Origin of the sequence: Janthinobacterium sp. SUN137, assembly GCF_030587265.1 — a bacterium.
Taxonomy (GTDB): Bacteria; Pseudomonadota; Gammaproteobacteria; order Burkholderiales; family Burkholderiaceae_D; genus Janthinobacterium; species Janthinobacterium kumbetense.
In genome coordinates this window covers 29,759-54,850 of sequence record NZ_JAPWHZ010000005.1, presented here as the reverse complement: position 1 = coordinate 54,850, position 25,092 = coordinate 29,759, and the positions used below count along the sequence as shown (strand labels likewise).

General features: G+C 64.0%; 25 protein-coding genes. 17 read left to right on the top strand and 8 right to left on the bottom strand.

Features of this window, described 5'->3' with window-relative positions; genetic code table 11:
* The first annotated feature begins 24 nt into the window (after positions 1-24).
* From gspG to O3298_RS24225, 12 genes are all read left to right on the top strand, one after another.
* Positions 25-468 (top strand): type II secretion system major pseudopilin GspG, encoded by a 444-nt coding sequence (gene gspG / locus O3298_RS24280; protein ID WP_034782166.1) that lies wholly within the window; start codon positions 25-27, stop codon positions 466-468.
* Between the two features lie 36 nt (positions 469-504).
* A complete protein-coding gene (locus O3298_RS24275) occupies positions 505-1,710 on the top strand; it encodes a type II secretion system F family protein (protein ID WP_251350032.1) in 1,206 nt (401 codons plus the stop codon).
* Positions 1,710-3,413 carry a GspE/PulE family protein gene (locus O3298_RS24270; RefSeq protein ID WP_305060955.1) on the top strand — a complete coding sequence of 568 codons (1,704 nt, stop codon included), beginning with the start codon at positions 1,710-1,712 and terminating at the stop codon, positions 3,411-3,413. Before O3298_RS24275 ends, O3298_RS24270 begins: the two co-directional genes overlap by 1 nt.
* Complete coding sequence (locus O3298_RS24265; RefSeq protein WP_305060731.1) at positions 3,406-4,224, top strand: hypothetical protein; 819 nt, start codon at positions 3,406-3,408, stop codon at positions 4,222-4,224. The genes O3298_RS24270 and O3298_RS24265 overlap by 8 nt, the downstream gene beginning before the upstream one ends.
* Positions 4,221-4,769 carry a hypothetical protein gene (locus tag O3298_RS24260; RefSeq protein WP_305060730.1) on the top strand — a complete coding sequence of 183 codons (549 nt, stop codon included), beginning with the start codon at positions 4,221-4,223 and terminating at the stop codon, positions 4,767-4,769. Before O3298_RS24265 ends, O3298_RS24260 begins: the two co-directional genes overlap by 4 nt.
* Positions 4,766-5,338 carry a hypothetical protein gene (locus tag O3298_RS24255; RefSeq protein ID WP_305060729.1) on the top strand — a complete coding sequence of 191 codons (573 nt, stop codon included), beginning with the start codon at positions 4,766-4,768 and terminating at the stop codon, positions 5,336-5,338. Before O3298_RS24260 ends, O3298_RS24255 begins: the two co-directional genes overlap by 4 nt.
* A complete protein-coding gene (locus tag O3298_RS24250) occupies positions 5,335-5,853 on the top strand; it encodes a hypothetical protein (RefSeq protein WP_305060728.1) in 519 nt (172 codons plus the stop codon). Before O3298_RS24255 ends, O3298_RS24250 begins: the two co-directional genes overlap by 4 nt.
* Positions 5,853-7,868 carry a secretin N-terminal domain-containing protein gene (locus tag O3298_RS24245; RefSeq protein ID WP_305060954.1) on the top strand — a complete coding sequence of 672 codons (2,016 nt, stop codon included), beginning with the start codon at positions 5,853-5,855 and terminating at the stop codon, positions 7,866-7,868. The genes O3298_RS24250 and O3298_RS24245 overlap by 1 nt, the downstream gene beginning before the upstream one ends.
* Positions 7,865-8,356: a type II secretion system protein gene (locus O3298_RS24240; protein WP_251350037.1), complete on the top strand. Its 492-nt coding sequence runs from the start codon at positions 7,865-7,867 to the stop codon at positions 8,354-8,356. The genes O3298_RS24245 and O3298_RS24240 overlap by 4 nt, the downstream gene beginning before the upstream one ends.
* Positions 8,357-8,359: 3 nt before the next feature.
* Positions 8,360-8,743 (top strand): type II secretion system protein, encoded by a 384-nt coding sequence (locus O3298_RS24235; protein WP_099665056.1) that lies wholly within the window; start codon positions 8,360-8,362, stop codon positions 8,741-8,743.
* A 5-nt stretch (positions 8,744-8,748) separates the two neighbouring features.
* On the top strand, positions 8,749-9,390 hold the full coding sequence (locus tag O3298_RS24230) for a type II secretion system protein (RefSeq protein WP_305060727.1): 642 nt from the start codon (positions 8,749-8,751) through the stop codon (positions 9,388-9,390).
* Positions 9,391-9,612: 222 nt separating this feature from the next.
* Positions 9,613-10,110 carry an FxDxF family PEP-CTERM protein gene (locus O3298_RS24225; RefSeq protein WP_077401053.1) on the top strand — a complete coding sequence of 166 codons (498 nt, stop codon included), beginning with the start codon at positions 9,613-9,615 and terminating at the stop codon, positions 10,108-10,110.
* A 75-nt stretch (positions 10,111-10,185) separates the two neighbouring features.
* Here the strand turns inward: O3298_RS24225 and murJ are convergent, their stop codons facing one another.
* The gene (murJ, locus tag O3298_RS24220) at positions 10,186-11,733 is read right to left on the bottom strand and encodes a murein biosynthesis integral membrane protein MurJ (RefSeq protein WP_099665054.1); all 1,548 of its coding nucleotides are present in this window, start codon (positions 11,731-11,733) and stop codon (positions 10,186-10,188) included.
* A 297-nt stretch (positions 11,734-12,030) separates the two neighbouring features.
* On the opposite strand from murJ, the gene rpsT reads away from it, so the two are divergent.
* Positions 12,031-12,297 carry a 30S ribosomal protein S20 gene (gene rpsT, locus O3298_RS24215; protein WP_010395935.1) on the top strand — a complete coding sequence of 89 codons (267 nt, stop codon included), beginning with the start codon at positions 12,031-12,033 and terminating at the stop codon, positions 12,295-12,297.
* A 162-nt stretch (positions 12,298-12,459) separates the two neighbouring features.
* Here the strand turns inward: rpsT and O3298_RS24210 are convergent, their stop codons facing one another.
* The 3 genes from O3298_RS24210 to O3298_RS24200 form a co-directional block, all read right to left on the bottom strand.
* The gene (locus O3298_RS24210; RefSeq protein WP_251350039.1) at positions 12,460-12,903 is read right to left on the bottom strand and encodes a DUF192 domain-containing protein; all 444 of its coding nucleotides are present in this window, start codon (positions 12,901-12,903) and stop codon (positions 12,460-12,462) included.
* A 169-nt stretch (positions 12,904-13,072) separates the two neighbouring features.
* On the bottom strand, positions 13,073-13,396 hold the full coding sequence (locus O3298_RS24205; protein ID WP_099665052.1) for a hypothetical protein: 324 nt from the start codon (positions 13,394-13,396) through the stop codon (positions 13,073-13,075).
* 110 nt (positions 13,397-13,506) lie between these two features.
* Positions 13,507-14,070, bottom strand: coding sequence for a pseudouridine synthase (locus O3298_RS24200; RefSeq protein WP_099665051.1), 564 nt, complete (start codon positions 14,068-14,070; stop codon positions 13,507-13,509).
* Positions 14,071-14,362: 292 nt separating this feature from the next.
* Here O3298_RS24200 and icd point away from each other — a divergent pair, with 292 nt between their 5' ends.
* Positions 14,363-15,616, top strand: coding sequence for an NADP-dependent isocitrate dehydrogenase (gene icd / locus O3298_RS24195; RefSeq protein WP_289906125.1), 1,254 nt, complete (start codon positions 14,363-14,365; stop codon positions 15,614-15,616).
* Positions 15,617-15,708: 92 nt separating this feature from the next.
* Here icd and O3298_RS24190 read toward each other — a convergent pair whose 3' ends face one another.
* The gene (locus tag O3298_RS24190; protein WP_010395943.1) at positions 15,709-15,912 is read right to left on the bottom strand and encodes a cold-shock protein; all 204 of its coding nucleotides are present in this window, start codon (positions 15,910-15,912) and stop codon (positions 15,709-15,711) included.
* Between the two features lie 321 nt (positions 15,913-16,233).
* On the opposite strand from O3298_RS24190, the gene clpS reads away from it, so the two are divergent.
* From clpS to O3298_RS24175, 3 genes are all read left to right on the top strand, one after another.
* The gene (gene clpS, locus O3298_RS24185; protein WP_034751577.1) at positions 16,234-16,536 is read left to right on the top strand and encodes an ATP-dependent Clp protease adapter ClpS; all 303 of its coding nucleotides are present in this window, start codon (positions 16,234-16,236) and stop codon (positions 16,534-16,536) included.
* Positions 16,533-18,833, top strand: a complete 2,301-nt coding sequence (gene clpA / locus O3298_RS24180) for an ATP-dependent Clp protease ATP-binding subunit ClpA (protein WP_035825884.1) — start codon at positions 16,533-16,535, stop codon at positions 18,831-18,833. The genes clpS and clpA overlap by 4 nt, the downstream gene beginning before the upstream one ends.
* Before the next feature lie 207 nt (positions 18,834-19,040).
* Positions 19,041-22,394, top strand: a complete 3,354-nt coding sequence (locus O3298_RS24175) for a S41 family peptidase (protein ID WP_305060726.1) — start codon at positions 19,041-19,043, stop codon at positions 22,392-22,394.
* 5 nt (positions 22,395-22,399) lie between these two features.
* Here O3298_RS24175 and O3298_RS24170 read toward each other — a convergent pair whose 3' ends face one another.
* The 3 genes from O3298_RS24170 to O3298_RS24160 are packed head-to-tail and all read right to left on the bottom strand — an operon-like array spanning position 22,400 to position 25,056.
* Complete coding sequence (locus O3298_RS24170; protein WP_305060725.1) at positions 22,400-23,119, bottom strand: LytTR family DNA-binding domain-containing protein; 720 nt, start codon at positions 23,117-23,119, stop codon at positions 22,400-22,402.
* Entirely contained in the window at positions 23,116-24,180 is a 1,065-nt protein-coding gene (locus O3298_RS24165; protein WP_305060724.1) for a sensor histidine kinase, read from the bottom strand. Before O3298_RS24165 ends, O3298_RS24170 begins: the two co-directional genes overlap by 4 nt.
* A gap of 3 nt (positions 24,181-24,183) precedes the next feature.
* Positions 24,184-25,056 (bottom strand): alpha/beta fold hydrolase, encoded by an 873-nt coding sequence (locus tag O3298_RS24160; RefSeq protein ID WP_305060723.1) that lies wholly within the window; start codon positions 25,054-25,056, stop codon positions 24,184-24,186.
* Positions 25,057-25,092: the final 36 nt, after the last annotated feature.

The following is a 25,092-nucleotide window of genomic DNA, read 5'->3' as shown; positions in this document are numbered from 1 at the left end:
AGGTAGGCAATAAGGAGTTACCGGATGCATGCAGCACACAGGCAGAACCTTGCAGCAACGCGCCATGCGCGCGGCTTTACCTTGCTCGAATTGCTGGTCGTCATCGTCATCATCGGCTTGCTGGCGGCGTATGTCGGCCCCAAATATTTCGCCCAACTGGGCAAATCCGAAGTGACGGTGGCCAAGGCGCAGATCGAGGCGTTTGAAAAATCGCTCGACACCTATCGCCTCGACGTGGGGCGCTACCCGACCACGGAAGAAGGCCTGGCCGCGCTGCTGGCCGCGCCGCCCGCCGCCGGCACGCGCTGGAATGGTCCCTACCTGAAAAAGGCCGTGCCGCTGGACCCGTGGGGCCATGCCTATCAATACCGCGCCCCGGGCAGCAAGGGCGAATATGACATCGTCTCGATGGGCAAGGATGGCCAGCCGGGCGGCAGCGGCGAGAACGCCGACATCAGCTCGCAATAACGCCAGCACCATTCTTTTTCCTACGGACAAGCCATCATGCAGTTCGAAGTACGCGCGCTTTCCACGGACCAGGCCGTAGCAACCTTGCATACGTGCGTGATCGACGGCCGCGACGAAGCCGACGCGCGCCGCCAGGCCGAGGCGCGCGGCCTGTTCGTCAGCGCCATCCGCCCGCTGCGGGCCACGCCGTTCAGCGCGGCCGGACGCCAGCGCGCGCGGGCCTTGCCCCTGCTGCTGTTCAGCCAGGAGTTGCTGGCGCTGCTGAACGCGGGCCTGGGCATCGTCGAAGGGCTGGAAGCCTTGCTGGAAAAGGAAGCGTCGCCGGCCACGCGCAGCGTGCTCACGCGCCTGCTGGAAGGCTTGCGCGAAGGCAAGCGCTTTTCCGCCGCCCTGGCGGAGCAGGCGGAACTGTTTCCTCCCTTGTATATCGGCATCGTCAAGGCGGCCGAAGGCACGAGCGACTTGCCGCGCGCTTTGTCGCGCTACATCGATTACCAGCAGCGCATCGATACGGTGCGCGGCAAGATCGTCAGCGCCGCCATCTATCCCGCCATTTTGCTGGCCGTGGGCGGCGGCGTCAGCGCCTTCCTGATCAGTTATGTCGTGCCCCGCTTCGCCGAGGTGTACCAGGGCGCCGGGCGCAACTTGCCGTGGATGTCGCAAGTCATGCTCAGCTGGGGCCAGTTCGTCACGCAGCATGGCGTGCTGCTGTTGCTCGGGCTGCTGATCACGGGCGGCGTCGCATGGTCGGCCGTGCGGCGCGTGCTGCGCCATGGCGGCGTGGCGCGCCTGCTGGCGAAGTTGCCCGGCATCGGCGAGCGCGTGCGCATCTATGAATTGTCGCGCCTGTACCTGACGCTGGGCATGCTGGCCGAGGGCGGCATCACCATCGTGCAGGCGATCGCCACCGTGCAGGCGATGGTGTCGCCCGGCATGCAGGCGTCGTTGCAGCAGGCGCGCGGCGCCATCGAGGCGGGCCAGCCCCTGTCGTCCGCGTTTGAGCAATATCAACTGACGACGCCCATTTCCCTGCGCATGCTGCGCGTGGGCGAGCGCACGGGCGACATGGGGCCCATGCTGACGCAGTCGGCCGCCTTTTATGACGGTGAAATCAGCCGCTGGATCGACCGTTTCACGCGCACCTTCGAACCCTTGCTGATGGCCGCCATCGGCCTCGTCGTGGGCGCCATCGTGATCCTGCTGTACATGCCCATCTTTGACCTTGCCGGCGACATTTCATGATGCAGAGCGCAGCCGAATCCCCCGTGGCCGGCGCGGCCATCGATCCCGCGCTGCTGCAGCGCGCGCGCCTCCTGTGCCGCCAATCGAAGCGCAGCCTGGTCGAGGAATTGCAGCAGCTGAGCGGCATCGAGGCGCGCGCCGTGGTGCGCGAACTGGCGCGCCCGTTCGGCCTGGACGTGCTGGAAACGGCCGACATGCTGGCGTTGTCTCCCGCCTTCGACGTGCTGCCCCTGTCGCAGGCGCTGGCGCGCCACAGCGTGCTGCTGCGCGCCGCCGACGGCCAGCTGGTGGGCGTGATCGCCGACCCCTTCGACCTGGACCTGCAGACCTGGCTCGGCGCGCGCGCGGGGCAGGGCGCCCTGAGCGTGCGTCTGGCCCTGCAGGCCGACATCGGCGCCTACCTGTCGAAGCAGGAAGAGTCGGCGCGGGCCGTCGACAGCCTGCTGCCCGGCGCCGCCACCGATGCGCGGCGCGACGGCAAGACGGCCGCCGTGCTGTCGTTCGCCAGCGTATCGGAAGCGGCCAGCCCCGCCGTCAAGCTGGTCAACTCGACCTTGTATGACGCGCTGAAGGCGGGCGCTTCCGACATCCACCTGGAAAGCACGGCCGGCGGCCTGGCCGTCAAGTACCGCGTCGACGGCGTGCTCGATCACGCCACGTCCGTCAACGGTATCGAAGTGGCGGAGCACATCATCTCGCGCCTGAAAGTGCTGGCCGAACTCGATATCGCCGAGCGCCGCGTGCCGCAGGACGGCAGCTTCCGCGTCGAATCGGGCGGGCGCGAAATCGATTTGCGCGTCTCCATCATGCCCAGCATCCATGGCGAGGACGCCGTCATCCGCATCCTCGACAAGCGCGCCATGATCGAGGCGTACGGCGCCCTGACCCTCGAAGCGCTGGGCTTTGACGCGCCGTCGTTGGAAGCCTTGCGCGCGCTGGCGCAGGAAGCCTACGGCATGCTGCTCGTCACGGGCCCCACGGGCTCGGGCAAGACGACGACCCTGTATGCGGCGCTGACGGAAATCCATAACGGGCGCGAAAAGATCATCACCATCGAAGACCCCGTCGAATACCAGCTGCCCGGCATTCTGCAAATCCCCGTGAATGAAAAGAAGGGGCTGACCTTTGCCAAGGGCTTGCGCTCGATCCTGCGCCACGACCCCGATAAAATCATGGTGGGCGAGATCCGCGACCGCGAGACGGCGGAAATCGCCGTGCAGTCGGCCCTCACGGGCCACCTGGTGCTCACCACCGTGCATGCGAATAACGTCTTCGACGTGTTCGGCCGCTTCACGCACATGGGCATCGATCCGTATGCGTTTGTCTCGGCCCTGAACGGCATCTGGGCGCAACGGCTGATCCGCACCAACTGCCCCCATTGCGCTACCGAATATACGCCGGACGATTCTGAACTGGCCAGCGTGGGCCTGGCGCGCGCTGACGTTGATGCATATCAATTCAAGCAGGGCAAGGGGTGCGGCGACTGCCGCGGCACGGGCTACAAAGGGCGCCGCTCGATCGCCGAAATCCTCGTGCTGACCGATGAAATCCGCGAACTCATCGTCGACAAGAAACCGATCCGCCAGATCAAGGCGGCCGCGCATGCGAACGGCACGCGCAGCCTGCGCCTGGCGGCGCTGGAACTGGTCAAGCGGGGCGCCACCACCATCACGGAAATCAAGAGGGTCACCCTGCATGCGTAGAAGTTATGGACTGGGACTGCGCCTGGGCGTGGCGGCGGGCAAGGTGAGCCTGTGGCGCAGCAGCCGCTGGCGCGCGCCCGCCTGGACACCGCTGGGCGAAGCCGCGTATGTGCCGGGCGACACGCTGCACGGCGACTTTGCCGCCCTGGGGCAGGCGTTGGAACAGATTCTGCCGGCCGGCGAGTACGCGGGCTGGCCCCTGTCCGTGGTGCTCGACGATGGCTTGGCGCGCCTGTGGCAAGTGGATATGCCGCACGGCGCCGCGCGCCTGGCCGACATCGAGGCGGCCGCCGCGCTGCGCTTCCAGTCGCTGTATGGCGATCCTCCCGGCCTGTGGCACAGCAGTAGCGCCTGGGATACGCGCGCGCCTTTCTTTTGCGCCGTGCCCCGTGCCCTGCTGGCGCAGCTGACGCGCGTGGCGGCCGCGCGCAAGCTGGCCCTGATTTTCATCACGCCGCAATTTGCGCGCCACTGGAACCGCTGGCACGGCGCGCTGAAACCGGGCGCCTGGTTCGGCCAGCTGCAAGAGAATGCCTTGACCCTGGGCGTGCGGCACGATGGCGGCCTGCGCGCCGTGCGCGCGCTGCCCGTGCCGCCCGGCGCGGGCCAGGATTGGCTGGAACACACGCTGGCGCGCGAAGCGCTGCTGCATGGCGTGCCCGCACCTGCGCTGCTGCAGCTGTGCGGCGCGCCGCCAGCGCTCTGGCTGGCGCCGGCGGCAGCGTTCCGCTGCCAGATTTTTTCCGCGCCGGACGGGGAAGGCGCCCTGTCGCCGGCCGCCCGGCTGGCCCGCAGCGGAGGCGTGGCATGACGCGCCTCGATTTCGATTTCGCGCCCCCCGGTTGGCGCCGCAGCCTGCACCGCGTGCCCGCATGGGCGTGGATGACGGGGGTGCTGGGCGTGGTGCTGGCCGTCACGGCGGCCTGCAGCGGCAGCGCCGCGCTGCAGCGCCAGCAGGCAAGCGAAGCACGCTGGCATCTGGCGCAGCAGCGCGTGCTGGCCGCCACGCAGGGGCCTGCACCTGCGCCGCAAATCGCCATCGCGCCCGCACAGGCGGCGGCCGTGAATGCGGCCATCCTGCAATTGAACCTGCCGTGGCGCGACTTGCAGGATGCGCTGGCCAGCGCCACGCCGCCCGCCATCGCGCTGCTGGCGCTGGAACCGGATGCGCGCAAGCGGGTGCTGAAGATCACGGCCGAGACGACCGGCAGCGACGCCATGGTGGCCTACATCGCGCAACTGAAGCAGCAGGAGCTGTTTGGCGCCAGGGTGCAGCTGCTGCGCCATGAAATCAATGCGCTCGACCCGAATAAACCCTTGCGCTTCCAGCTCGAAGCGCGCTGGGGCTCGCCATGATGGCCATCGACATCAATATCCTGCGCCTGCGCGCGCAACTGCTGCTGCGCCGCCTGGGCGCGCCCGCCTGCATCGCCGTGGCCTTGCTCGCACTGGGCGTGGCCGCCTGGGCGTGGGCCTGGCAGCAGCGGGCCGTGGCGGCGCAGCTGGAAGCACGTCCGTTACCTGTGCCATCGCTGGCCGTGGCCACCGCGGCGCCGCCGGCGACGGCCAGCGAAAACCTGGCGCGCTTTTATGCGGCCCTGGGACAGCAGCGCCACGCGGAGCAGCAGGTCAAGCATCTGTTCGACCTGGCCGCGAAGAACGGCTTGCTGCTGGCGCAGGGCGAATACAAGAGCGGCTACGACAAGGCCAGCCGGGTCGCCACATACCAGGTGACCTTGCCGCTGAAGGGCAGTTACGGGGCCGTGTGGCAGTTCGCGCTGCAGGCGTTGCGCGCCGCTCCCTTCGCCTCGCTCGACGAACTGAGTTTCCGCCGCGAGCAGATCGCCGATACGCAACTGGAAGCGCGCTTGCGCCTGACCTTCTATTTGACCGATGCACAGGCCGATGCGGGAGGCGCGCCATGACGCCGCGCCATTGGCTCATGCTGGCCGGCGTGCTGGGTGCGGGCGCCTTGCTGCTGTTCGGCGAGCGCCAGCCCGTGGCCGACGTGGCTGAAGCGGTGGAGCGGGCCGTCGCGCCCGCGCGCCATGCGGCCGCCAGGCCGCCGGCCGCGCAGCCGGCCATCCTGGCCCTGCTGCCGCGCAGCGAAGCGGCGGGCGAGGAGGGCGAGACCTTTGGCGGCGCCGACGGCGTCTTCCAGAGCCAGAACTGGAATCCGCCGCCGAAAATGGCAGTGACGGCAGCGCCGCCGCCACCGCCGCCGATGGCGCCGCCGCTGCCCTTCGTCTACCTGGGCAAGGCGGCCGCCGACGGCGCCTGGGAAGTGTTTTTATCGCGCGCCGACAAGACGTATATCGTGCGCGCCAATACCGTCGTCGATGGCGCCTACAAGGTCGTGACGATCGCGCCGCCCGTCATGACGCTCACTTATCTGCCGTTGAACCAGGTTCAGCAGCTCAACATTGGAGTTTCCGAGTGATGTCTCGTTCCTTTTCATCGGCGCTGCTGCTCTTGCTGCTGTCCGGCTGCGCAGGGCAGCAAGCCTACCGCGACGGGCGCGAGCTGATTGCGCAAGATCACATCCCGGCCGGCCTGCAAAAACTGCAGGAAGCGCTGCAGCAAGACCCCGGCAACGCGCAATACCGCAGCGCCTATCTGCAGGCGCGCGAGCGGGCCACCGGCAGCCGCTTGCAGCAGGCCGAGCGCCAGGCGCAGGCGGGGCAGGGCGAACTGGCGCGCGCCTCCTTCATGAGCGTGCTGGAAATCGATGCACAGAACGAACGGGCCAACAGCGGCTTGCGCGCGCTCGAACGCGAGCAGCGCCAGGGGAAATTGCTGGCCGATGCGCGCACGGCCCTTGAGGCAAAACAATATGACCCCGCGCGCCAGCGCCTGAACGCCATCCTGACGGAGCAGCCGAATCACGCGGGCGCGCGCGCGCTGCTGCGCGAGGTCGATGAAAAGACGGCGCCGCCCATCGTCGAATCGGGCCTGGCCAGGTCGTACAAGCAGCCGATCACGATCGAATTTCGCGACGCGCCGTTAAAACAGGTGTTCGAGCTGATCGCGCGCCGTTCCGGCCTCAATTTCGTCTTCGACAAGGACGTCAAGGCGGACGCGAAAACGTCGATCTTCCTGAAAAACAGCACGGTGGAATCGGCCGTCTACTTCCTGCTGGTGACGAACCAGCTGGAACAGCAGGTGATGGATGCGAACACCATTTTGATCTATCCCAATGTGGCGGCGAAATTGAAGGAATACCAGGAAGTGCTGGTGAAAACCTTCTTCCTGGCGAACGCGGACGCCAAGCAGGTGGCCAACACGCTCAAGACCATCCTCAAGACGCGCGACGTGGTGGCCGATGAAAAACTCAACCTCGTCATCGTGCGCGACACGCCCGAGGCGATCCGCCTGGCCGAGCGCCTGATCGCGCTGCAGGACGTGCCGGAGGCGGAAGTGGTGCTGGAACTGGAAATCCTCGAAGTCAAGCGCAGCCGCCTGATGGAGCTGGGCGTGGCCTGGCCATCGAGCCTGACCTTGACGCCGCTCAGTACCTCGGGCGGGATCGGGTTGACCATCAACGACTTGAATAATCTGAATCAGCGTACTCTCGGCGTGAGCAACCTGGCCGTGACGGCGAACGCCAACAAGACGGATGGCGACGCGAACATCCTGGCCAATCCGCGCATCCGCGTGCGCAACCGGGAAAAGGCGAAATTCGTCATCGGCGACAGGGTGCCCGTGGTGACCACCACGATTTCGCCGGGCACGGGCGGCTTCGCTTCCGAATCGATCAGCTACCTGGACGTGGGCCTGACGGTGAACGCCGAGCCGACCATCTATTTGAACAACGAGGTGGGCATCCGCATCTCGCTCGAGGTGAGCAACCTGGGCGCGGCCACCACCACCCGGAGCGGCTCGACCCTGTACCAGATCGGCACGCGCCAGGCATCGACCATGCTGCAGCTGAAGGATGGCGAAAACCAGGTGCTGGCGGGCCTGATCAACAATGAAGAGCGCAGCTCGGGCAACAAGGTGCCGGGCCTGGGCGACATTCCCGTGCTGGGCCGCCTGTTCGGCAGCAGCAAGGACGATAGCCAGAAGACGGAAATCGTGCTGTCGATCACGCCGCACCTGGTGCGTACGGTGCAGCGTCCGGAAGCGAAGGAGTCGGAATTCTCGGCCGGCACGGAAGGCAGCTTCCGCCGCCGGCCCGACATGGCGGCCAAGGCGCCCACGCAGATGCCGGGCACGGTGATCGTGCGTTCCGGCCCGTCGGCCGTCGGCATGCATCCGGCGCCGGCGCAGCAGCTGATGGCGCCGGGCCAGGTGCCGCCGGCCTTGCCGCAGAGCGTGCCCGCGCCGGAAGTGGCGCCATCGCCCGAGCCGGCCGCCTCGCCCTTGCCGATCTCGGCTGGCCAGCCCGTGCCGCTGCAGGCGTCGCCCTTGCCGCTGTCATCGAGCCAGCCGGTGCCGGTGGCGCCCGCCAAATGAGACTGGCGCATGCGCAGGGCGGGCCAGGCGGCTTCACCCTGATCGAGCTGCTGGTGACCCTGGCCATCCTGGGCGTGCTGGCCACCCTGGTGATCCCCGTTACGCAGGTGACGGTGCAGCGGCGCCAGGAGCAGGAATTGCGGCGCGCGCTGCGCGAGATCCGCCAGGGCCTCGACGCCTATAAACGGGCCGGCGACGAAGGCCGCGTCATGCGCACACCCGACGCCAGCGGCTATCCGAAAAGCCTGGAGCTGCTGGTCGAGGGCGTGCCGGACCAGCGCAACCCGAAGCGCAGCAAGCTGTTTTTCCTGCGCCGCGTGCCGCGCGACCCGTTCAATGCGGATGCGGGCCTGAGCGATGCGCAAACGTGGGGCAAGCGCAGCTACGCCAGCGAAGCGGCCGAACCGCGCGAGGGCGACGATGTGTACGATGTGTACTCGACTTCCAACAAGACCGGCCTGAACAACGTGCCTTACCGTCTATGGTGAACCATGCCTGTCCCTGACCGCGCGCGCGGCTTTACGCTGATCGAGCTGCTGGTGGTGCTCGGCATCGTGGCGCTGTTGCTGACCCTGGCCGTGCCCCGCTATTTTCCCAGCCTCGACAAGGCGAAGGAAACCGTGTTGGCGGACAACTTGCGCAACCTGCGCACGACCATCGACCAGTTCCACGGCGATACGGGACGTTATCCCGATACTTTGGAGCAACTGGTCGAAAAGAAATACCTGCGCGCCATGCCCATCGACCCCATCACGGACAGCGAATCGACATGGCTGATCGTGCCGCCGCCCGACGATACGCCGGGCCAGGTGTATGACGTGAAAAGCGGCGCGCCCGGCAAGGACCGCAGCGGCACGCCGTTCGCCGACTGGTAGCGGCCATGCACCGTCCTGCGCGCCGCCAGCGCGGTGTTACGTATCTGGGCCTGATCATCCTGGTCGCCATCCTGGGCCTCGTGGGGGCGGCCGGACTGAAGATGGGCTCCTTGCTGCAGCGCCAGGCGGCCGAGCAGGAGCTGCTCGACATCGGGGCGGAGTTTATCGATGCGCTGCAGAGTTACACGGGTGCCACGCCCGCCGGCCAGCCGCAGCATCCGCCGACCCTGGCCGCCTTGCTGCGCGACCCCCGCTTTCCGCAGGTGCGCCGCCATTTGCGCAAGCTGTATGTGGACCCCGTCACGGGACGCGCCGAATGGGGCTTGCTGTACCAGCCCGGTGGCCAGGGCATCATCGGCGTGCATAGCCTGTCATCGTCCGCGCCCTTAAAAGTGGGCAATTTCGATGCCCGCTTCACCGGTTTCGAAGGCAAGTCGCACCTGTCCGAGTGGCAGTTCGTCGCCGGCGGGCCCGTGCCGCCGGCGGGACTGGTCCTGGCGCCGGCAGACGCCGGCGCGCTGCCCTCCGCCGCGCCGCCCGCCTTGTTCCCGCCGCCGCATCCGGCTGCGCCAGCATCCGAACCGTCGGCGCCCGAGGCGGCGGAGCCGGAGGAAGAGGCCGGCGCGCAAGCGCGCAATCCGCCGTAACCATAAGTCAACGATGAAGAATACAGGGATAACTATTTTCACCTGGAAATTCATCTTGACCTGGAACCATTTCATAGCGGAAATAATTTCAATAAATGAAATTTCAATAAAATAATTGCAAGTAATTTGATGTCTTTATGCTACCATCCTTCCTGGTACTTTCAGTACTAAAGCGATGGCTGGCCCACCTGGCGGCCATAAATTACTTTTAAGGGATAATTTATGAAATTGAAATTTATCGCGGCAGGCATTCTGGCTGCAGCATCGTTCAGCGCATCGGCGGCCACCTACAATCTGGGCATCCTGGATCCAAGCGGCTTCGATACGCGGGCATCGATCACCACCAATTTCGCCGCCAATTCGGTGGTCGATGATTTGTGGACCTTCAAACTGCTGACCCCGTCGTCGACCTCGTTTGGCGCATTGCAAACGTTTTCCGTTGCCGAAGGCGCGATCAGCAACTTCGCCGCCACCCTGGTGGGCTATGGCGACCTGACCCTGACGTCGGTGGCCGGCATCCAGAGCCTGAGCTGGGCCGGTTCCCTGGCGGCGGGTACCTATGAGGTGCGTGTTTCGGGCTTGACCGGTTTGCAGAATGGCCAGTACGTGGGCACGGTCTCGGCCTTGCCTGTGCCGGAACCGGAAACCTACGGCATGCTGTTGGGTGGCCTGGCGCTGGTCGGTTTCGCCGCCCGCCGCCGCGCCCGCAAAGCTGTTTGATTTTTGCTGGCAAGAATGACAAAACCCGCCGAGGCGGGTTTTTTTGTTTCTAATGCATGACTACATATGCGATTGTTACGCGTGGCGCTTGAAATCGCGGAAGCGGAAGCCAACGAGGAACAAGGTGGCAAAGTACGCCACGCCGCACAGGGCCACCACCAGGGCCAGCGCGCCGGCCCGCAACAGCGGATGGGCTTGCATAGCGATCCAGTCGATGCGCATGGCGCCAGCATACGCCACGCCGCCCATCACGACGAGCGCCGGCAGCAGGCGCAGGAAGAACTTGGCCCAGCCCGGTTTCGGCTGGTAGATGCCGCGCTTGCGCAAGCCCCAGTACAGGAAGCTGGCGTTCAGGCAGGCGCCCAGGCCGATCGACAGGGCCAGACCGGCCACGGCGATGTAGGGCACGAACAGCAGATTCATCAGCTGCGTGGCGATCAGCACGCCGATGGCGATTTTCACGGGCGTGCGGATGTCCTGGCGCGCATAGAAGGCGGGCGCCAGGGTTTTCACGAGGATGATGCCGATCAGGCCCAGGCTGTAGGCCACCAGCGGCTGCGTCGACATGGTCACGGATTCGGCCGTGAACTTGCCGTAGTGAAATAATGTCGCGATCAGCGGCGTGGCCAGGGTCGCCATGCCGACGGCGGCGGGCAGGGCCAGCAGGAAAGTCAGACGCAAGCCCCAGTCCAGCAGGGCCGAGTATTCCGTCTTGTCGCCATCGACATTCGCCTTCGACAGGCTGGGCAGCAAGATGGTGCCCAGGGCCACGCCCAGCATGGCGGTCGGGAACTCCATCAGGCGGTCCGCATACGACAGCCAGGAAATGCTGCCCTCGGCCAGGCGCGACGCGATGCTCGTGTTGATCATCAGGCTGATCTGCGCTGCCGAGACGGCAAACACGGCCGGCCCCATCTTTTTCAGCACGCGGCGCACGCCGCCGTCGGACAGGCCGATGGCGGGATTGATCGACAGGCGCGGCAGCATGCCGATCTTGATCAGGGCGGGAATCTGGATCGCTACTTGCAGCAAGCCGCCGGCGAACACGGCAATGGCCATGGCGTAGATCGGCTGTTTCAAGTGCGGCGCGAGGAACAGCGAGGCGGCGATGAACGACAGGTTCAGCAAGACGGGGGTGAACGCGGGTATCTTGAATTCGCGCCAGGTATTCAGGATGCCGCCGGCCAAGGCCACGAAAGACATGCAAGTAATATAAGGGAACATCAGGCGCGTCATCCACACGGCCGCGTCGAAGGCCCCTGGGTCCTTGGACAGGCCCGTGGCGATCGCGTACACGAACCAGGGCGCGCCGACGATGCCGATGGCGGACACGAGCAAGGTGGCCCAGACGAGGGTAGTGGCCACATGGTCGGCCAGTTGCTTGCTCGCTTCCTGGCCATGCTGGTTCTTGTATTCAGACAAGATCGGCACGAAGGCTTGCGAGAAGGCCCCCTCGGCAAACAGGCGGCGCAAGAGGTTGGGAATGCGGAAGGCAACGATGAAGGCATCCGTGTAGGCGCCGGCGCCAAAGGCGCGCGCGAACAGGCTTTCGCGCAATAATCCGGTTACACGGGACAGCATGGTCATGCTGGAAATGGCGGCGAGGGTTTTAAGCAAGTTCATGGGGGCAGATTATAGCCGGGCGCGGTACCGGCAAACGGTTAAAATATGGTAACAAGCGGGGCCGATTCGCCCTTGCCAGGCCCATTTTCAGGTGATTTTGGCGTGACACACGGTTTTTTGATTTGCCCCCGCTTGAAAATATCGCTATAATCGAAGGCTGTACAGAATTCTGTTACGCAGACACTAATGTTTGACAGGCACTGGTTTGGCACACATGGTTCGGCAGACGCACAGAACGCACCGGTTGGCAAACACTAATGTTTGCAAACGCACTTTGACCCTGTTTTAGGAAATTCCATGGCAAATACCGCACAAGCGCGCAAACGCGCTCGTCAAGCAGTTAAGCAAAACGCACACAATTCGTCCCAACGTTCGACCTTGCGCACGGCTATCAAAGCTGCTCGCAAAGCGATCCAGGGCGGCGACAAGGCAGCTGCTGCTGCAATCTTCCAAGCATCCGTGTCGACCATCGACCGTATCGCTGACAAGAAGATCATCCACAAAAACAAGGCAGCTCGCCATAAGAGCCGTCTGGCAGCTGCTTTGAAAGCACTGTCCGCTTAATATTCGCCAGCAGGCAAGCCGCCACGGCGGCCTTGCCTGTGCCGGTACGCTGGCACTGGTTGAAAAGCAAAAACCCGCAGATTCATTCTGGCGGGTTTTTTCGCGTTTTTTCAGGATTTTTTGCGGCCGTGCCCGCCAGCGGCAGGCTGCGGCCGCGCTGGCCTAGCGTGTCCCTGGCAAGTTGCCGATGCTCATGCCCGGCTTGATGTTCTTTTGCTTGAACCAGCCCAGGTTCATTTCCAGCGCATAGCGCACGGGCACGGTCTTCGTGGAGCAATGGCTGTCGAGCGTGTGCGGCTGCATGTCTTCGATGTTGACGATCTTGCCGCCGGCATCGATAAAGGCCACGGACAGGGGCAGCGGCGTGTTTTTCATCCACATGCATTGCGTCGATGGGTTGCCAAAGACGAACAGCATGCCCGCATTGGCCGGCATCTTTTCACGGTACATCAAGCCCTGTTCGCGCTGCTCTTCCGTGGCGGCCACTTCCGCCTGGATCAAATGCATGCCAGCCGACAGTTGCACGCTCTTTGTTTGAGCTTGAGCAATGTTGGCGCCGGCCAGCAGGGCGATGGACAGGCTGAGATGACGTAGGGAATTTTTCATGGGGCGGGACGGTGGCTGCGAAGCGGCGATTAAGCCATGCTGGCGGCTGCCTGGTCAAGCATGCTGCCTGTCCGCGCCGAAAGCGTGGGGTTACAGCAACATGGCTGCTGCCGTAACCCCGGGAATTACCCTTGCTTCTTCCTACTTCCTACTTCTTACTTCTTGCTGCTTACTTCACGGGCTTGCCTGCCTCGGCGGCCGGCTGCTTCGCCTTGCGTGCCTGGGGGACCAGGCGCGGGGCATCCGTTGCGGCCGAAGCCTTGGTCGATGCGCCCGAACGCGCCGCATCCGTCGCGGCCGAAGCGTTGACGGTGGCCGACGCCGGCGGCACCGGCTTGACGGCGTCGGTCGCGGCCGACGCATGGCTGGCTGCCGACGCGGGTGGCGGCTTGACGGCATCGGTCGCTGCGGAAGCGTGCACCTTGGCGCCCGATTGCGCCAGTGCGGCGCCGGCAAGCAGGGAAGCGGCCAGGGCCAGGATTACTTTTGTCATCATCTTTCCTTTTCTATCATGTTAAGGTGGGATGATTTTAATGCATTATCTAAAAATAAATAGTGCATCTTGGCAAAATTCGGTGCCGGGGGCGTTTTTTCTTGTCCGGTTCACGCTTTTCCTATGTTTTCGGCCGGCACTTCGCACCATTCGCCGGGCAGCAAGGGGTGGCTGGCCAGGGAAAACGGGCCGATGGCGCTGCGCACTAGGCGCAGGGTGGGCAGGCCGACGGCGGCCGTCATGCGCCGCACTTGCCGGTTTTTTCCCTCTTTCAGGGTGATCGCCAGCCACGAGGTGGGCTTGTCGGCGCGCGCGCGGATCGGCGGATTGCGTGGCCACAGCCAGTCCGGCTCGGCGATGCGCACGGCCTTGCACGGCTTGGTGATGAAGTCGCCCAGGTCCAGCGGCGCCTGCAGGCGCGCCAGGCTGGCCGCATCGGGCACGCCGTCGACCTGCACCAGGTAGGTTTTCGCTTCCTTGCGGTCCGGGTGGCTGATCTCGTGCTGCAGGCGGCCGTCGTCCGTCAGCAGCAGCAAGCCTTCGCTGTCCGCGTCGAGCCGGCCGGCCGGGTAGATGCCGGGGATGGTGATGTGGTCGGCCAGGGTGGCGCGGCCCTCCTGCGGCGAAAACTGGCACAGGACCTGGAATGGTTTATTGAAGAGGATGAGTGGCATGCTGGTAAGGGAATTGATGTAAGCGATGGTGGCTGCTGATCGGCGCCGCAAAAGCGTGGCGCCCTGTAAGATACTGGTGCATAATGTGAAATGTTAGTCTTATGTCTTATAGAAGACTTGAGGCGGTATGGCAATGCGGTTCTTTGGCGCCGCGGGTGGCCCGGGTGTTCTTTCCCTGCTAAAGTGCGTTGTTGCCGCCCTGTTCGGACTTGTTTTTGTAAACTCTGCAACCGCAGAGCGCGTCGCCGGCCTGTGTTGCCCGCCAGCGGTGTGTCCCACTTCGGAGATCACGATGTATCAACATATCACTGTACCTGCTGACGGCCAAAAAATCACCGTCAACGCCGATTTTTCGCTGAATGTACCAGATAATCCCATCGTTCCCTTCATTGAAGGCGATGGCACGGGCATCGATATCAGCCCGGTCATGATCAAGGTGATCGACGCGGCCGTGGCCAAGGCCTACGGCGGCGCGCGCAAGATCAGCTGGATGGAAATCTATGCGGGCGAAAAAGCGACGAATGTGTACGGCCCCGATGTGTGGCTGCCGGAAGAAACCTTGGCCGTGCTGAAAGATTACGTGGTTTCCATCAAGGGCCCGCTGACCACGCCCGTCGGCGGCGGCATCCGCTCGCTGAACGTGGCCTTGCGCCAGCAGCTCGACCTGTATGTCTGCCTGCGCCCCGTGCGCTACTTCACGGGCGTGCCATCGCCCGTGAAAGAGCCGGAAAAGACGGACATGGTGATTTTCCGCGAAAACTCGGAAGATATCTATGCCGGCATCGAATACCAGCAAGGCTCGCCCGAGGCGAAGAAATTGATGGATTTCCTCGTCAATGAAATGGGCGTGACCAAGATCCGCTTCCCGGCCACGTCGGGCCTGGGCATCAAGCCCGTCTCCATCGAAGGCACCGAGCGCCTGGTGCGCAAGGCCATCCAGTATGCGATCGACAATGACAAGCCATCCGTGACGATCGTGCACAAAGGCAACATCATGAAATACACGGAAGGCGGCTTCCGCGACTGGGCGTATGCGCTGGCGCAAAAGGAATTCGGCGCCGAGCTGATCGATGGCGGCCCGTGGTGCAAGTTCAAGAACCCTAGGACGGGCCGCGACATCATCGTCAAGGATTCCATCGCTGACGCGTTCCTGCAACAGATTTTGCTGCGTCCGGCCGAATACAGCGTCATCGCCACCCTGAATTTGAACGGCGATTACATTTCCGACGCGCTGGCGGCGCAAGTGGGCGGCATCGGCATCGCGCCGGGCGCCAACCTGTCCGATTCCGTCGCCATGTTCGAAGCGACGCACGGCACGGCGCCTAAGTACGCGGGCAAGGATTACGTGAACCCCGGTTCGCTGATTTTGTCCGCGGAAATGATGCTGCGCCACATGGGCTGGCTGGAAGCGGCCGACCTGGTGATTTCCTCGATGCAAAAATCGATCGCCTCGAAGCGCGTCACCTATGATTTCGCCCGCCTGATGGAAGGCGCCACGCAAGTGTCGTGCTCCGGTTTCGGCCAGGTGATGGTCGAGCACATGTAAAGGAAACGGGGCAGGGTGCTGCGCGCCCTGCGGACGAAAAAAAACCCCGCTTCAAGGAAACGGGGTTTTTCACATCTGAGGGCCGGCGATGCTTAGGCTGCTTGGATGTTGGAAGCTTGCTTGCCTTTAGGGCCTTGCGTGACTTCGAATTGAACTTTTTGACCTTCTTTGAGGGTCTTGAAACCGTTCATGTTGATTGCGGAGAAATGAGCAAACAAATCTTCGCCGCCATCATCTGGAGTGATGAAGCCAAAACCTTTGGAATCATTGAACCACTTAACTGTACCTGTTGCCATAAAAAGAACTTTCAAAATTAAAACAAATCACACGAGCCATAAAAGCAAGAAGCTTCTTGCCCCCTCCTCGACGTCTCACTTCTTATCAAGCTGTACATTACTGCAACAGTCGATACAGCATTGTTGGCGGAATAAATAATGAAGTCAAGCGCTTTTCCATCGATATTGCCAAATTCTTCACGGCAACCAAAAAAGCAACTCTTGATTTTGACGGCAAGGTCGCCATCTGCGCACTATTAAGAAAACGCGTAAGATTGAAAACAATTGGAAAGGCGTAGATATTGCGCATGACAACCACTGTGAAAGCATTAGAATAAGCGTATGGCAACCAAGCACGACACAGAAACCCTGCTGGAGCGGCAAGTGCTGAAGCCGCCACCGCTCTACCAGGTAGCCTTGCTCAATGACGACTACACCCCCATGGAATTTGTGGTGGCCATCATTCAGGAGTATTTCAACAAGGACCGTGAAACGGCGACGCAAATCATGCTCAGTGTTCATCGCTACGGCAAAGGAGTGTGCGGCGTGTTCTCTAAAGATATAGCGTGTACCAAAGTGGAGTTCGTTTTAACGCATGCGCGCAAGGCGGGGCACCCCCTGCAGTGCGTGATGGAGGAAGTATGATTGCGCAGGAATTAGAAGTAAGTTTGCACATGGCGTTTGTCGAAGCTCGGCAGGCACGGCACGAATTCATCACGGTTGAGCATTTACTGCTGGCACTGCTGGACAATCCCTCCGCTGCCGAGGTGTTGCGTGCCTGCGCGGTCAATATTGAAGACCTGCGCAAGACCCTCACCAATTTCATCGGCGATAACACGCCGACCGTGCCTGGCACGGGCGAAGTCGACACCCAGCCGACGCTTGGTTTCCAGCGCGTGATCCAGCGTGCCATCATGCACGTCCAGTCCGCCTCGAATGGCAAGAAGGAAGTCACGGGCGCCAATGTGCTGGTGGCCATCTTCGGCGAAAAGGATTCGCATGCTGTCTACTACCTGCACCAGCAGGGCGTGACGCGCCTGGATGTGGTCAATTTCATTTCGCATGGCGTGCGCAAGGACCAGTCGACGGAAAGCGCGAAAGCCTCCGAAGGCGTGGAAGAGGCGCCCGTCGACGGCCAGCCGAAGGAAAGCCCGCTCGACCAGTTCACGCAAAACCTGAACAAGGCCGCTGCCGAAGGCAAGATCGACCCGCTGATCGGCCGCGAGGAAGAAGTCGACCGCGTGATCCAGATCCTGTGCCGCCGCCGCAAGAACAATCCGCTGCTGGTCGGCGAGGCGGGCGTGGGCAAGACGGCCATCGCCGAAGGCCTCGCTTACCGCATCACGCAAAGCGACGTGCCGGAAATCCTGCAGAATGCCGTCGTGTATTCGCTGGACATGGGCGCCTTGCTGGCCGGTACCAAATACCGCGGCGACTTCGAACAGCGCCTGAAAGCCGTGCTGAAACAGCTGAAGGACAATCCGAACGGCATCCTGTTCATCGACGAGATCCACACCATCATCGGTGCGGGCTCGGCGTCGGGCGGCACCCTGGATGCGTCGAACCTGCTGAAACCGGCACTGGCCAACGGTCAATTGAAGTGCATCGGCGCGACCACGTACACGGAATTCCGCGGCGTGTTTGAGAAAGATCATGCCTTGAGCCGCCGCTTCCAGAAAGTGGACGTCAACGAGCCAACCGTCGAGCAAACCGTGCAAATCTTGCGCGGCCTCAAATCGCGCTTCGAAGAGCACCATGGCGTGAAATACTCGGCGTCGGCCCTGTCGACGGCGGCCGAACTGGCGGCGCGCTTCATCAACGACCGCCACTTGCCTGACAAGGCGATCGATGTCATCGATGAAGCGGGCGCAGCGCAGCGCATCTTGCCGAAGTCGAAGCAAAAGAAAACCATCGGCAAGGCCGAGATCGAGGACATCATCGCCAAGATCGCCCGCATTCCGCCACAAACGGTCAACCAGGACGACCGCAGCAAGCTGCAGACGATCGACCGCGACTTGCGCAATGTTGTGTTCGGGCAAGATCCGGCCATCGATGCGCTGGCGTCGGCCATCAAGATGGCACGTGCCGGCCTGGGCAAGACGGACAAGCCGATCGGCTCCTTCCTGTTCTCCGGTCCGACCGGCGTGGGCAAGACCGAAGTGGCGAAACAGCTGGCCTTCATCCTCGGTATCGAGCTGATCCGTTTTGACATGTCGGAATACATGGAACGCCACGCCGTCAGCCGTCTGATCGGCGCGCCACCGGGCTACGTCGGTTTCGACCAGGGCGGCTTGCTGACGGAAGCGATCACCAAGAAGCCGCATGCGGTCTTGCTGCTCGATGAAATTGAAAAAGCCCATCCGGACATTTTCAATATCCTGCTGCAAGTGATGGATCACGGTACCTTGACGGACAACAATGGCCGCAAAGCCGATTTCCGCAACGTGATCATCATCATGACGACGAATGCGGGAGCGGAAAGCTTGCAAAAGACGTCGATCGGCTTCACCAACTCGAAGCAGGCTGGCGACGAGATGGCCGACATCAAGCGCATGTTTACGCCGGAGTTCCGCAACCGCATCGACGCGACCATCAGCTTCCGTTCGCTGGACCAGGAAATCATCCTGCGCGTGGTCGACAAGTTCCTGATGCAGCTGGAAGAGCAGTTGCACGAGAAAAAGGTCGAAGCCGTGTTTACCGAGAAGCTGCGCGCTTTCCTCGGCAAGAAAGGCTTCGATCCGCTGATGGGCGCGCGGCCGATGGCGCGCCTGATCCAGGACATGATCCGCAAGGCCCTGGCCGACGAACTGCTGTTCGGCCGCCTGGTGACGGGCGGACGGGTCACGGTCGACCTCGACGACAAGGACCAGGTCTTGCTGGAATTCCCGGAACCGCCAGATGCGGCGCCGACGGCTGCGCCGGAAACGGTGGAAGTGGAATAAGCTTCCTGCCGTCAACAAAAACCCGCCCACGCAAGTGGCGCGGGTTTTTTTACGCCCGTAAGTGAGTAATGGAAACTATTATGCAAATTGCCTTGTTTAAAAAAAGGTATTGCTTTTGCATTAGCTATGCAAGAATCGGGATCCCGGTGTCGGCCTTGCCCCGCATCGTTTCCATGACCGCTGACTGCTCGTTGAAAGACTGCCTACATGAAAATTTCCCGTACTCTCGCCTTCCTCTTGTTTTCCGCCGGCTTGCTGGGGAGCGCTGCCGCCGCTGCCGCGCCTGCCGGCAGCTACTTCCGCTTTCCCGCCGTGCGCGGCGATACCGTCGTCTTCACGGCCGAAGGTGACTTGTGGAAAAGCAATCTGCGCGGTGGCGCGGCGCAGCGCCTGACCACGCATCCGGGCTATGAAACGAATGCGGCGATTTCGCGCGATGGCCAGTGGATCGCCTTTTCCGCCGCCTATGAAGGGGCGCAGGAAGCGTATGTGATGCCGCTGGCCGGCGGCTTGCCGCGCCGTATTTCGTACGACAATGGCGGCGTGCTGGTGCTGGGCTGGACGGCGCAGGGCGAAGTGCTGGTCAGCACGCAAAATACGGACGGTCCCGCGTCGCGCCGCATCGTCGCCGCCATCGATCCCGTGAAACAGACGCGCCGCGTGTTTCCCGTGGCCGACGCCAACGATGCCGTGCTCGACGACGCCGGCAAGACGCTGTTCTTCACGCGTTTCGGCCTGGCCATGACCAACGACAATGTGCGCAACTACCGGGGCGGCGCGCATGCCGTCCTGTGGCGCTACGACCTCGATGGCAAGGGCGAGGCCGTGCGCATGCACACGGAACCCGCTGTGTTGGCTGGCAACAACAAGCGCCCCATGTGGTGGCAGGGCCGTGTCTACTATATCAGCGACGCGGGCGGCAGCGACAATCTGTGGAGCATGCTGCCCGACGGCTCCGACCGCCGCGCATTGACCAGCCACACGCAGTGGGACGTGCGCAATGCTGCCCTGGGCGACGGCAAGATCGTCTACCAGCTGGGCGCCGATTTGCACGTGCTGGACCTGAACGTCCCGGCAACGGGCGCTTCGCAGCCGCTGGCCATCAGCCTCGTGTCCGATTTCGACCAGCAGCGCGCGCGCCAGATCCGTTCGCCGCTCGATACCTTGAGCAATGTCCAGGTGTCGGGCAAGGATGAGCGCATCATCCTTACTGCAAGGGGCCGTGTCAGCATCGCCGGCACGGGCAGCCTGCGCCGCGTCGACATCGCCATTCCGGAAGGGGCGCGGGCGCGCGACGCCGTCTTTTCCAGCGACGAGAAATCCGTCTTCGCCATCGTCGACACGAGCGGCGAGAATGAAATCTGGAAGTACGCCGCCGATGGCTCGGGCAAGGGCGAGCAGCTGACGACGCAGGGCGATAATCACCGCTGGAAATTGTATCCGTCGCCGGACGGGCGCTGGCTGGCCCACACGGATAAAAAGGGCCGTTTCTGGCTGCTGGACCTGGCGACCAGGGGCAACGCGCTGATCGACGATGCGGGCAAGGCGGGCGTGGACAAGCACGACGAAGTGCAATGGTCGCCCGACAGCCGCAACCTGGCCATCGTGCGCGTGGCCAGCAACGAGCAGCGCGAGCAGATAGGCTTGTACAACCTCGCGTCGAAGCAGCTGCAATTCGTCACCAGCGACCGCTACACGTCTGGTTCGCCCGTGTTTTCGCCGGACGGGCGCTGGCTGTATTTCTTGTCGGCGCGCAATTTCCAGCTGGCCAACGGTTCGCCATGGGGCGACCGCAACATGGGGCCCGTGTTCGACAAGCGCACCGGCGTGTATGCGCTGGCGCTGCAGCCGGGCAACCGTTTCCCGTTCCAGCCCGACGATGAGCTGAGCCGTCCGGGAGTGAAACCGCCCGAGACGGACGATGAAAAGGCCGCCGAATCGGCGGCGGAAAAAGCGCTGGAAAAGGCGGGCGGAAAGACGGCCGTGAAAAAGGCGCCGGCGGCATTGCCGGCCATCGTCAGCCAGGGCCTGGCCGAGCGCCTGTATGAAGTGCCGCTGGCGGCGGGCAACTACAGCGCGCTGGCCGCCGATGACAAGCGTCTGTATTTCCTCGAGCGGGACAGCGGCGAAAACAAGTCCAGCCTGAAGACCTTGGCGATTGGCAACACCGGCTCCAAGCCGGAATTGCTGGTGGCCAATGTGCGCGAATTCGACCTGGCGCAGGACAAGAAGCATTTGTACTACCGCACGGCGGCAGCCACGGGACCGGGCGAGATGCTGGTGATCGAGGCGGGCGCCAAGCTGCCGGCCGACCTGTCGAAGGCCAAGGTCAAGGTCGACGACTGGACTTTCGTGTCGAATCCGCGCCTGGAATGGAAGCAGATGTTCAACGACGCCTGGCGTTTGCACCGCGATTTTCTCTACGACGCGAAGATGCGCGGCGTGGACTGGAAGGCGGCGCGCGACAAATATGCGCCGCTGGTCGAGCGGGTCACGGACCGCGCCGAACTCAATGACGTGCTCGGCATGATGGTGGCCGAAGTGGGCGCCCTGCATTCGCAGATCCGCCCCGGCGAATTGCGCCGCACGGAGCAGGAAGGCACGCCGGCGGGCCTGGGCGCCGTGCTGGCGCGCACCAGCGACGGCTACCGGGTCGAGCATGTCTACCGCAGCGAAGCGGAGCTGCCCTCGGCTCGCGCACCCCTGTCGCGGCCCGACGTGGAGGTGAAGGCGGGCGACGTGATCACGGCCGTCAACGGCAAGGACGTCTTGGGCGCGCGCGACATCAGCGACCTGCTGCTGAACCAGGCCGACAAGCAGGTGCTGTTGCAGGTCAAGCGGGGCAAAGGCGCGCCGCGCGCCGTCATCGTCACGCCCGTCAACATGGCGAAACAGACGGCGCTGCGCTATGGCGACTGGGAATTGAGCCGCGCCGAGCAGGTGGCGGCCGCCTCGCAGGGGCGCATCGGCTACCTGCATTTGCGCGCCATGGGCCCCAACGACATCGCCTCGTTCGCGCGCGATTTTTATGCGAACGTCAACCGCGAAGGCCTGGTCATCGACGTGCGGCGCAATAACGGCGGCAATATCGACAGCTGGATCATTGAAAAACTGCTGCGCAAGGCCTGGGCCTACTGGGCGCCGCCGGGCGTGCAGCCGTCGTCGAACATGCAGAATACCTTCCGCGGCCACCTGGTCGTGCTGGTCGACGAACTCACGTATTCCGATGGCGAGACCTTCGCTGCCGGCATCAAGGCCCTGGGCCTGGCGCCGCTGGTGGGCAAGCGCACGGCCGGCGCCGGCGTCTGGCTCAGCGACAATACGCGCCTGGCCGACAATGGCATGGCGCGCGTGGCGGAAAACGGCCAGTTCGGCATCGACGGCCAGTGGCTGATCGAAGGCGTGGGCGTGGTGCCGGACGTGGAGGTGGAAAATCCGCCGCACGCCACCTTCAATGGCGCCGACCGCCAACTGGAAGTGGCGCTCGACATGCTGGCGAAAAAGCTCAGGGAGCAGCCGCGCCCCGCTTTCCAGGCGCAGCCGATCCCCGCGCTGAAGTAGTCCCGCTACAGGCCGCAGGCGGCCTTGAACTGTTGCGCGCGGCGGCGCGACACCTCGACCACGCTGCCATCCAGCAGGCGCAGGTCGAGGCTATCGGCCGCATTCGGCGCCACTTGCGCCACCTGCGCCAGGTTGACGATCTGGCGCCGGTTGGCGCGCAGGAACAGGGCGGGATCGAGCTTTTCTTCCAGCTGGTTCAGGGTGCGCAGCATCAGCGGGCGCTGCGCGCCGAAATGCACGCGCGTGTAGTTGCCTTCCGATTCCAGCAGGCGGATGTCGTCAAACGCCACAAACCAGCAGCGTTCCCCATCCTTGATGAAGACTTTGCGCGGCGCGGGCGGCGGCACGGCTTGCGCCCGCGCGCCGGCGCGTGCCAGCGCCGTCGCCAGGCGTGCCGCCTGCACGGGTTTTTGCAGGTAGTCGAGGGCGCTGACCTCGAACGCCTGCAGCGCGTACTGGTCGAAGGCCGTGCAAAAGATGACGTCGGGGGCATCATCGAGCGCGGCCAGCAGGTCGAAGCCGGAGCCGCCCGGCATCTGCACGTCGAGCAGCAGCAGGTCGGGCCGCAGCTTGCCGATCTGCGCGATGGCGTCGGCCGCGCTGGCCGCCTCGCCCACGATCTCCACGGCTCCGCGCTGCACATGCGGCGCCAGCAGCCGTCGCAGCTCGGCGCGCGCCAGGCGCTCGTCATCGACCAGCAGTACCTTGAGCGGCTGGCCGTTCATGCCCGCTCCGGTAGGTGGATGGTGGCATGCACCCAGCCGGCCTGTTCGCGCAATTCCAGGCTAGCGCGCTCGCCGCAAGCCAGTTGCAGCCGTTGGCGCGCATTGCGCAGGCCGACGCAGGTGGAGTTGCCCGGTTCGCGCAAGGCGCCCGTGTTGGTCACGTCGATCTGCAGCATGGCCGCGCCGTCGGCGGGGCTGGCGCGGCGCACCGCGATGCGGATGTCGGCGCCCTCGGCGCTCGCTTCGACGCCGTATTTGACGGCGTTTTCCACCAGCGTCTGCAGGGCCATGGGCGGCACGCGCACGTGTTCCAGGTCGGGCGCGCCGATTTCGATCGCGAAGCTGACGCGCAAGCGTTCCTCGAAGCGTATCTGTTCGATGGCCAGGTAGGCGCGCACGGCGTCCAGTTCGGCCGCCAGCGGCACCGTGGCGTGCTGGCCCGATTGCAGCGCGTGGCGCATCAGGCCTGCCAGCTGGTCGATCATGTGCGCGGCCGCTTCGCGGTCTTCGAAGATCAGCGCGCGCACGCTATTGAGGCTGTTGAAGAAAAAATGCGGATTGACTTGCGCCTGCAGGGCGCGCAGTTCGGCCTCCCGTCCGTGCAGCTGCAGGCGCAGGGTTTCCGCTTCCAGGCGAGCGGCGCGGCGCAGCGACAGCGCGGTGAAGTAGAACACCGTCCAGGTCAGGAAGACCCCGAACCAGAACAGCAGCGCGCCAGGCAGCCAGGCGATGCCGCGCAGGATGTCGGGCGGATACATGACGTGGAAGGCGGCCGTCACACTGGCCGTCTGGATGGCGGCCAGCAGGATCAGCGACGGCACGATGCGTTTCCAGCGCAAGCCGTTTGCCGCCCAGCCGCGCCGGCGCAGCACGCCATGCCACAGGTGCGACAGCAGCAAGCCGCCCAGCGATCCCCAGCAGGCGATGGTCGCGACGATGCGCAGTTGCGAGGAGCCGCCGTACACGCTGTTGAACAGGGCCAGCGCGCCCCAGCCGGCCAGCTGGAAGGTCCAGTACCAGTCGATCCGAGCCAGCAACGGGGGGCGGTGGGTTGGCGTCATGGCTCAACGCAGGAATTGCTCGATCTGGCCGAACATCCAGTCCGGCTGGTCGTACATGATGAAGTGGCGCGCCGTGTCGGCCAGCGCGATCTGCACGCCGGGCAGCTGTGCATACTGTTGCTGGAACGTGGCTTCGATGGCGGCGCGCGGCGCGTAGTCCTTATAGGCGATCCAGGTGCCCAGCACCAGCGTGGGCGACTGCACTTTCGCCACGTCCTGGCGCAAATCGCTGGCCATCAGGGTGCCCATGGCCTTGATCACCGTTTCGCGGTCCGAGCGCTGGCCCCAGCCGACGATGCGTTCCACGTCGGCCGGCGCGCTGGCCATGGCCGCGACGGTGCGGCGCTGACTGGCGCTGGCGGCCGCCGCATCCTGGGCCCGCATGGCCGCCTGCATCTGCTGCGACATGGCTTGCAGCTGCTCCGGCGTGATGGAGGGCAGCTGCGTCGCGCCCAGCGCCGGCAGCGAATCGACGATCACCAGCCTGCCCGTCTGGGCGGGATGGTCGATGGCCATTTTCAGGGCCAGGAAGCCGCCCAGGCTATGCCCGATGATGGCCGGCTGGCCCAGTTTGCGGGTGCCGATGTAGTCGGCCAGCTGTTGTTCCGCCTGCGCCAGCAGGTCGCCTGTGATGGGCGCCACGCCGGCAAAGCCGGCCAATGTCAGCACGTGGCATTGGCGCGCGGCCTGCGGGCCGCACAGGCGCGCCACCGTGGCTTGCCACACTTCGCCCGAGGATGCGAGGCCGGGAATCAGAATCAGGGGACGGCCTTGTCCGGTGACCTCGACCGTGAAGGCATTGGGCGCGGCGGCCTGGCTGGCGCCCGCCAGCAGCGCCGTACTGAGCAAGATCAATGTTTGCAGTGTTCGTTTCATGGGGTACTCCTCCTTGACGACCATGCTAGCGGCGCC